The sequence below is a fragment of the Leptolyngbya sp. PL-A3 genome (genome assembly GCF_039962325.1).
GTDB lineage: Bacteria > Cyanobacteriota > Cyanobacteriia > Elainellales > Elainellaceae > Vacuolonema.
In genome coordinates, this window is sequence record NZ_JAMPLB010000126.1 from 1 (window position 1) to 8,889 (window position 8,889).

Sequence of the window (8,889 nt, forward strand, 5' to 3'; positions counted from 1 at the left end):
AAACTCCTGACCTCGGAACTCGACAAGATTTCCCCTGAAAGGGTTGCGTCATTGACGTCCTACGATTTCATTCTCGAAGCCCTATTTGGCGCAGCTTCATATTAAAACGGTATAAGTGTGCGAATAAACGACTTGTAAGGTTTATACATTCATAAATCAAGTGGCAAATTATACTTCCATACCTGACCCTTGCTTCTAATATGGAATGTCTTTGTAGCCTTTAAAGGCTTTCAGCCAGTATTTGTGAAGTCAAGATGAAGGGTAGACATGTGGGGAACTACTGATATTTCCTCGTTGTCCTAAACACTGAAGCTACGGCTTTAGCTGCAGGATGAAATTCTCTCTGGTTACAATTGTCAAGCTTGATTTAGTAGAAGCTATGTAATTCTACGGCACCCAGAGATGTTCTTCGGTTTACGGTCAAAGCTTCTTATTCCGTGAGTAGGGACACAAAACTATGGCTACCGCAGGCAACGACATTATTTTTGGAACCCAGCTTGGTGATAACCTTCTAGGGCTGGCTGGCAATGACAGCATTTTTGGTTTAGCAGGTAACGATTTACTCGATGGAGGCTCCGGCAACGACACGCTAGACGGTGGCTTGGGCAACGATACCTACCTTGTTGATTCTGTCGGAGATGTTGCCTCTGAAGTTGCTGGGGGTATCGATCTCGTACTATCTACTGTCAGCTATCGCCTCTCAGCAAATCTGGAAAACCTTACATTGCTTGGGTCTGCAAACATCAATGCCCTTGGAAATGCCAAGGCCAACACTCTCGTTGGCAATAGCGGTAACAATATCCTGCGCGGCTTTGGGGCCAATGATAACCTCCTGGGTGGTACTGGAAATGACTCCCTTGATGGTGGTACTGGAAGCGACACGCTCAATGGTGGATTGGGGAACGACACCTATGTTGTAGACTCCACTGGAGACTTTGCCTCTGAAGTCGCTGGAGGCACTGATCTTGTGCAGTCTTCCGTTACTCACAGCCTGTCTTTAAACCTGGAAAACCTGACACTGACGGGTACCGCAAATATCAACGGAACGGGTAATGACAAATCCAATCGCCTTCTCGGAAATAGCGGCAATAACGCTCTGACAGGCAATGATGGGAATGATTTTCTTAATGGTGGAGCGGGAGCCGATACTCTAAATGGCGGCTTTGGAAACGATACTTATGTAGTTGATGCTGCTGGAGATGTGGCTGCTGAGGTGGCTGCGGGCACTGATCTCGTGCAGTCGTCAGTTACCCATACCCTGTCGGTTAACCTGGAAAACCTGAATCTCACTGGGAGCGGGAATATCAATGGGACAGGGAATGCTCGTGCCAATATTATCAATGGCAACAACTTCAATAACAGATTGAGTGGTTTGGATGGCCTGGATCGATTAAGCGGTGGCCAGGGGTCAGATACGCTGGTCGGTGGTGCGGGTGCCGATACGTTGACGGGTGGTTTGGGAAGCGATACGTTCCAGTTTAATCGTGTGACTGATGGGGGCGATCGCATCACCGATTTTGTTGTCTCAGACGATACATTCCTGATCTCGCGCAGTGGATTTGACCCCACATTAGCCCTGGGAACCCTGGCAGCATCGCGCTTTTCTCTTAATGGCAGTGGCGCAACCGCTGCAACTCGATTCATCTACTTCCAGTCTACGGGCAACCTAGTATTTGATGCTAATGGTAATGCTGCAGGTGGCCAGACTCAGATCGCTCAGCTATCCACAAACCTGGCGATGACACGTTTAGATATTGTAGTCACAGCGTAAATAGGTTATTGGATTACAGGACGTAACTTAATCATCAAAAGTAATGTGGCGTATCACGCCACATTACTTGTTTTTAAATATTGATGGTTAAACCGTGAAGCTGATCAACTACCAGATTTGTTTACAAATCCGTATATAGCAATGTGCAAGTGCGTTAAGTACAGCAACGACGGTGTGGGGCACGAAGTGCCCCACACCGTCGTACTTAATCAATATCACAGCGCTATAGTCTTACGTGAGTTATGTACCCTTCTTTTGAGTAATCTAACGATACCTATCACTTAAAGACCAACATATATCTTTCGACCGTTGAATGCATGGCATACAGTTAACCTGTTTATTGAGAGCATTTAAGTTCACTCAGCGGTGGGTACTTCCACCTGGGGTAAATTCGATCGAATGTCTCGCGCTGCCCATTGAGATCAACTTGGGGCAGGGTTCTATCCACAAGGTCGAAAACTTCCTCAACAAGTTGTCGTAGTTCATGGGTTCCGCTCATGGCATCAGATTGAAAAACACGCTCCAATCGTGCAAAAAACTCAGGCGGTTTAATTTCCATTTCTTCAACCCAGTAGCGTGTCCACTTGAAGCCAGGATGATAAATTCGATTTAGCCCAAACAGTATGTTAAGAAGCCATCGCACAATGGCGCAGTTGTTTTCGTACAGCATCGGAATTTCAAGACGTTTAGTTAGGATCTGTTGGCCATCAAACGGGCGAAACTTTAAATGTTTCTGCACCATGGCAACAGCAAGTTCTTCAGGATAATGAGAAAGCCGATTTTGCCAATGTTTGATGGTATTTTCGCCGTAAAGAACAATCACGTGTTGAAGATTAGATGCTGATGCTTGCTTCTCAAACAAAAGCCCGTTTTGCGACACATCGTAATGCTCAACAACATCAATCACGATGTTGTCCATTGTATTTCGCGCCCAATGACCCGCTTCGACTTTCATATCGTACAGATAGAATTGCTCCAACCACGCCTGCGCTTCCCCATACGGCTCAATTTCCCATCCTTTCACACCAACACATTGGGCTAGGGCTTGTAATTCTTCGGCAGACGGTAGTTGTGACCAAATGAAAGCCAACTCAAGGTCAGAAAACTGATCTGAGATCCCTAATGCTGCCGAGCCAAACACAAAACACGCTTCAATTTTGGGGTTAGCTGTGAAAGCAGGAGCGATTTTGTGAGCCAACGAAATCCGCCATACGCTGTGTTCAGTCATGTTGAGAATATAGTATCTCTACGGCAACAATATAATGCACAGCATGCTGATGGTCGGATTCATTAGCAGCAAGAGCCATCGTAGTTTATTTCAGCCAGTTAAAGAGGTTTGATCCTGCAAAATATCCAGATCTGGTTGTGTTTAAAAGAACAATTAGTTTTAAGGGTGCCTACAAGTTAACTCAGTAATTCACAACTCTTAGAGAGCGATCGCCCTATGGGAAAAAATAGGACTGCGCTGTTCGTCATGCTAGGTGGGCTTCTAGCTGGATGTATTAGCATGTCACCTGATCTGTTCTTCAATCTCGTTAACTACCGCGAGATGAATATTCCTGGCTGGTTTTGGCTATGGCTAATCGCAAAACCCGTACTATATGGTCTCGGCTCCTACATAACGGCTCTAGTGCTTCAGCAAACATCACGGCAGGAAACAGCAATTGAGCCAGCTTTTCTGACACTAGGTGGTACGACTGGCTTGCTAGCGGGTATCAGTAGCATAATTTTATTGCTATCGCTTCGACCATCAATTCAAATACCGTACCCGATTAATCTGATAGTGTTTGTTGTAGCTGTACTTTTTTCCATTTCGTTATCTTTTTTTGCAATTCGGTTTGCTTGTCAATTCAAACGATACAGATCTAATTCAAATTCAAAGGTCTTATTGCTAAGAGCTTTAGTTCCATTTATATTCACCCTGCTGCTGATCTGGCTGCATTACGGCAGCTTTCCTGGTGCCATTGCTTCTGCTGAGACGCGGCAGCAATGGGCTTATCAAGAATTTGAGAATTACAAGGGAGTTGTAGAATCAGTCAGCAGCTGTCAATTCATTCTAGAGCGTGTCGGCAACGTTCAATTTGTTGCCCCCACCTCTGGCAAGAACTATGTGATCTCTGATCCTGGAAGCTCAGGACATAGTGGAAAACTGACTTTAGAAGTGGTGGGTGAGGTAGGCATCGGTGTAGCCCGTTTTGACTTTCACATCGACACTCATGCTTCAGCTGGCCAATTCACCTATCAAAATGAAACAGAAACAATAACCTGTCCAGGGTAAGACAAAAATTTCAGTTGGTTAGTGCACGACTCACGCAACGATCGCAATTAATATTCAATCAACACACCTTTGAGCTGAACAAGCCAGTACTTTTAACGGTGAAATCGACGTATTAGTTTGGGCTTGCTGATATCTATAGCAGGGCGGCTCTCTTAGAGGCGGCAAGCCAAACGTCCCTGTAGTTATGCCGGAGCGACAACTCCTGCAACGAATGCCGTTATAACTTCAATTGAAGGCTAATAATCGTGTTGAGCGGCTGTTCTCACCCCTTGCGTCTTCCCAAGCAACCTTCAACGGCCCGCTCTAACTCGGCTGCCGGATTGTAGCATATCTATCATAAGAGTGATAAAAATCTTGTATATTTAACTACTTTTTGAACAATTGTTATGGTATGTTAACTTTAGCAAGAACTGGCTCGAACAATTTGAGAAGCCTGTTTGTCAAGTAGCTTGTCTATGATCTTCAATAAAAAATTTCGGTTGAGATGGCAAAGTTATTGGTTCAAGATGCTGGGGAGATGGCGATCGTGTCCATTAACTTGCCCAGTCGACAGACCTCATCATCGATTTATTTTTTGGAGTTGGCTCGGTAGCTTTTTGGCGATTACCGCAACGTCCTATCTTGCTATAAAAACTAACTCTCCTTTACTAATGGCTCCGTTTGGGGCTACAAGTGTCCTGATCTTTGCCGTTCCTGATAGCCCTTTAGCCCAACCTCGGAATGTTATTGGGGGGAATTTCTTAGCTGCTCTTGTGAGCCTAATGATTCTGCATTTTCTGGGTTCTTCTCCCTGGGCAATGGGAATGGCTGTTTCTAGTGCGATTGGCGTTATGCAGATTACTGGAACTCTACACCCGCCTTCGGGAGCAGTTGCTTTGGTCGTCATGATGACCGAACCAGACTGGAAATTTTTGCTGACACCTGCTTTTGAGGGATCGATAATCTTGGTCTTGTGCGCTGTGATTTTTAATAATTTATCGGTAGACAGAACGTATCCTAAGCACTGGTTATAGTATTGTCTCTAACGATTTCAGCTTGAAGGGCGCTCACAATCTCATATTGAATTCAGCTTCGTTTGAGATATTTCAGACCTCTTATAAGTTCTAAGGAGATTTCCAGTAATGAAATTACCCCCAGAATGTTGGTGCTTTGCCCGCGTCGCGGGCAAAGCACCAACATTCTGGGTAAATTCTTATGCAGAAACCTCCTAACCTGCACTAAAAGTGGCTTCTAAAAAGTACCACTTTAATTCAAGAAGTTTGCCTATCCACCAGCTATCTTGCTTGTCTACCGGCCTAACGATGCCCATCACCCGCCGTAGATAACCTCTGCATTGTACTGATCCACTTTAGGCAGTCGGCTGGCATGGGCGTTGTTAGACTGTGACTTATTTTCCCAAGGAATTTATAAGTATGGTGTGTTCCCAAAAACATTGGTGGGGTGGTAGGAGTCACAGTAGGGAACTGTTACCCCCTTCGAAGCACATCCTTCACTTGCATGCTCTAACGTTAAACTCTCACGAATAACCTTGGTTCCGCCGCATCCGTCGACAGTAGCTAACGCCAAGGTGCAGCGGAGGGAATCCACTGGTCGGTAGCTGGTTGACGCAAGGGTTATGCTTTTCTCTTATATACACGGCTATATAGTGCCACTACTGCCCAGCCGCCACCAAGGCAAGTAAAAACTAGAATAGAGAGGCCAATGGTACTGGCAAATATCTCGCTAGCCCAACGGTAATAGGGTGCCAGTGATTGAAGTCTTTTTGCGATAGCTAGAACGGTTAGAAGTGGGAAAAATGTTCCAGCCGACCAGAGTAACTTCTTGTATCCCGATGTTAGTGATGATTTTGCAATTTGGATCATCGGCAATAGTAAACATAGAATGAATATTGCGAAGCCAATTGCTATTCCCATAAATGAAATATACAGTAAAGATCACACAATATGGGGTGGATAATCGCCCCATTTTCTCTTAGGACTGCTTACAACAAATAAGCGCACTTTACCTACTTTTATGTGGACGAGAAAACAATATTTTTTGAAGCTAGAACAAAGGTCTAACGGTTCAAATCAGTGGCGGCAAATAATCTCGAATTCAGAGTCAATAATTCTGGCCGTCCGTTGAATTTGGATTGTTAGACTGCTAGTAAGGGTTAGTATCTAAGTGCCATTTGGGTAACGCAAAATATTCTCGAACGACTTGACGTTACGAACCTGCTTAAATCCTATTTCCTCAGTTACCGTGTCTCCATCATAGTCCTTTGATTGATGAATATAAACAATAATGTCACCGCTGCCATCTTTATTCTCACGCCGCAAGATGACCCTAAGATCGGGAAAAAAGAAAGATGTTACTGTTTTGGATGATCCAACTTTAAGAATAAAGGCTCGTTTATTAGTTATGACATAGACGCTTTGAACTGCTTCTAGCCAATTAAGAAACGGGATTAGTACGATTAGAATAAACTGAATAACAACTGCAACCAGAGGGATTAAAACACCGCTTACCTGCGGAAATTCGTTTATAGGTATTCCTGCATTTTTGAATTGCTCATACGTACCATAACCAACAAACGAAAAGAAGGCTAAGGAAAACAGCAAAACCAAGCAAGTGCCTACCGTGGATCGCGTCAAAACGTGGGGAATAGGCTGCTCAATCCATTTAATCACTTCAGATGATTCAATCTCTTTTTCTAAATTTTTGCGTAGCTTTCTTGGTAGTTTGTAATTTTCTATCATCTAAAGTCCCAAAAATCTGTATTCCTCTGCCTATTGAGATGGAAATCAGTCTAACGGTTCAAATCAGCGGTACAGAGGACTAAAAGCGAAGCAGAAAGCATCTCGGTAAGTCCGCTGCATCTGAATGGTTATGCAGATCTTGCACAACTCTCTAGATAAACTCGCGCTTTTTCTAAATTTATCTCAGAAATCACCAATTTCACAGGAGCACCCACTTTGAAGACCTGATTTGGATGATCAACGGCTGGAATGATTTTTGAGTTATGCAGAAAAGCAGATAAACCATCAATTTCAATAAATACTCCATAAGGTTTGACAGACCTCACTTTCCCACTTGCAACTTGGCCCACTTGCAACTGCCTCAATTTAATTAGAGTAGAAAGTTGAATCAGCCGTAAACGGTTAAACTCTTCCTTCGCTTCTAAAATCTTCAATGGCAATTTCTCTCCGATAACTAACTCCTCTCTATACCTATCAAGGCTATGATCTATAAAACCTTGAAGACCCTCAATTTCTACAATTGCGCTGTAAGCCCTCTTTTTGAGGACTTTAGGGTAAAGAGTTACATCCTCAGACTGTAACTGCCGCATCCGTTCCCACGCTCTTTGTATCTCTAATCTACGGATTGAAAAGGTGACTGTTGGTGGGCGTTCAGAGCATACAAACCACTGAATTCTTACGTGTACTCCATCTGGCTGAACAGCAAGAATTTTTGTATGTACGAGTAAATCCTCTCGGCTGAGTCCATATTCACGTCCGAGCGAAGCTCTGTATTGGGCAACCTCATACAAACGATCGTCGTCGTTTAGTGTCTCAGGTGTACAGCCAGGAAAGAAGCAATCGTGTTGCCAATTGTAATCCCCCACCACTAAAAACTCTCGAACCTGATTGAGTTGCACGGCTTCTTCTGGCGATTGAACATTAGCAAGCGATAGCTCAGTTTGAGGAATGTAGGCAAGCTGTTCAGTGCCAAAATCAACTAGAACTCCTTTAGGCTCTAGTTTTATGATTCGTCCAGTAACGATTTCATTCAGTGGAAAGCTACCTAACTCAAAGCTCATAGCATAAAGGGGGTAATACAGTCCCCACACAGAAGCCTATCGGCATAACGGTTGCAGTCAGCGGTTGCATATAACCTTGAATTCAGCACTAGGCTTGCCCATCAATCCGCTGCACTGAAGGGTTAGCCCTCACGCTGCGCCAGAAGCTCCTCCCATCTTGCCCAAATCATATCAGTATAGTTCTTGCTATCAATACTGTACGCACCGATCGCAAAACCATCATTCATTTCTACCAAAGCAGTTTGTCCCGAATCTAAGACTCCAAAGTCGATCGCATAGCCTGCATAAGACTCCCCCGATTGATCTAATGCTTGAATGGCTCGACGTACCTCTTCCAGGTCAACTGAAACCTCTGCATTCCCAGCATAATGATCCACACCCTTAATTTCGGAGTGGACAACGTATATTCGATGCTCGCTGAGCCAAGTGACGACTTCAGAACACCACACTTTTTCTTGACGTGACACTCCATACACTCGAGACAAATCGTACTCAGACTCCAATACACAGCCTGTAAATCGTTTGCGACGTGTTGCTGGTTTGACAAATACGGCTGGATAATGACTATCTCGTAGCCCTAGTTCGAGTTCCCTAAGCGTCGATCGCCACACACGACGATGTAGAAACTCGTGCAGCGAAACTGGATAATCATTGGGTTCGGGTTCGGGAATGGAGAGCTGCTGCAATGCTCCGACAATGCAGGGCATATCTCCAACTACCAAAGACTCGCTATCAAGCACAAGCTGCCTGCGACGAATTCGCTTCTCAGTGTAGAACGTGATTGGAATTCCACGATACTTCAGTTCCTCAACGACCCGTTGCTCTTCCTCCCGGAGCCGTCCGTTACCCTGTTCCTGAATAAAGGCTTTAGAAATCACGATGTCCCACAAGCAATCTTGAAATACAAACCCCATCAGTGACTAGAGGGCTAATTAAACTCAGCGAGGCTGTCACCAGCCCCGCTGGTCTTCAAAACCGGACGTGAATTGTTTCAATTCATCCGGCTCCTCAACAGTTTGGTCGTTGTCATCGATACCTTAT

General features: G+C 44.6%; 7 protein-coding genes. 3 read left to right on the forward strand and 4 right to left on the reverse strand.

The annotated features are described in order from the left end of the window. Positions 1 to 457 precede the first annotated feature (457 nt). Positions 458 to 1,771 (forward strand): calcium-binding protein, encoded by a 1,314-nt coding sequence (locus NDI52_RS34160; RefSeq protein WP_190771042.1) that lies wholly within the window; start codon positions 458 to 460, stop codon positions 1,769 to 1,771. Between the two features lie 337 nt (positions 1,772 to 2,108). On the opposite strand, the gene NDI52_RS34165 is transcribed toward NDI52_RS34160, so the two are convergent. After that, positions 2,109 to 2,912 carry a DUF4037 domain-containing protein gene (locus NDI52_RS34165; protein ID WP_347280189.1) on the reverse strand — a complete coding sequence of 268 codons (804 nt, stop codon included), beginning with the start codon at positions 2,910 to 2,912 and terminating at the stop codon, positions 2,109 to 2,111. A gap of 366 nt (positions 2,913 to 3,278) precedes the next feature. Between NDI52_RS34165 and NDI52_RS34170 the strand changes: the two genes are divergently transcribed. After that, positions 3,279 to 4,049 (forward strand): hypothetical protein, encoded by a 771-nt coding sequence (locus NDI52_RS34170; protein ID WP_348257140.1) that lies wholly within the window; start codon positions 3,279 to 3,281, stop codon positions 4,047 to 4,049. Between the two features lie 455 nt (positions 4,050 to 4,504). After that, positions 4,505 to 5,062 carry an HPP family protein gene (locus tag NDI52_RS34175; protein ID WP_190771045.1) on the forward strand — a complete coding sequence of 186 codons (558 nt, stop codon included), beginning with the start codon at positions 4,505 to 4,507 and terminating at the stop codon, positions 5,060 to 5,062. Between the two features lie 1,146 nt (positions 5,063 to 6,208). Here NDI52_RS34175 and NDI52_RS34180 read toward each other — a convergent pair. From NDI52_RS34180 to NDI52_RS34190, 3 genes are all read right to left on the reverse strand, one after another. Next, positions 6,209 to 6,787: a hypothetical protein gene (locus NDI52_RS34180; protein WP_190771046.1), complete on the reverse strand. Its 579-nt coding sequence runs from the start codon at positions 6,785 to 6,787 to the stop codon at positions 6,209 to 6,211. 128 nt (positions 6,788 to 6,915) lie between these two features. After that, entirely contained in the window at positions 6,916 to 7,848 is a 933-nt protein-coding gene (locus NDI52_RS34185; RefSeq protein WP_190771047.1) for a S1 RNA-binding domain-containing protein, read from the reverse strand. A gap of 122 nt (positions 7,849 to 7,970) precedes the next feature. Beyond that, entirely contained in the window at positions 7,971 to 8,762 is a 792-nt protein-coding gene (locus NDI52_RS34190; RefSeq protein WP_190771048.1) for an ATP-grasp domain-containing protein, read from the reverse strand. Positions 8,763 to 8,889: the final 127 nt, after the last annotated feature.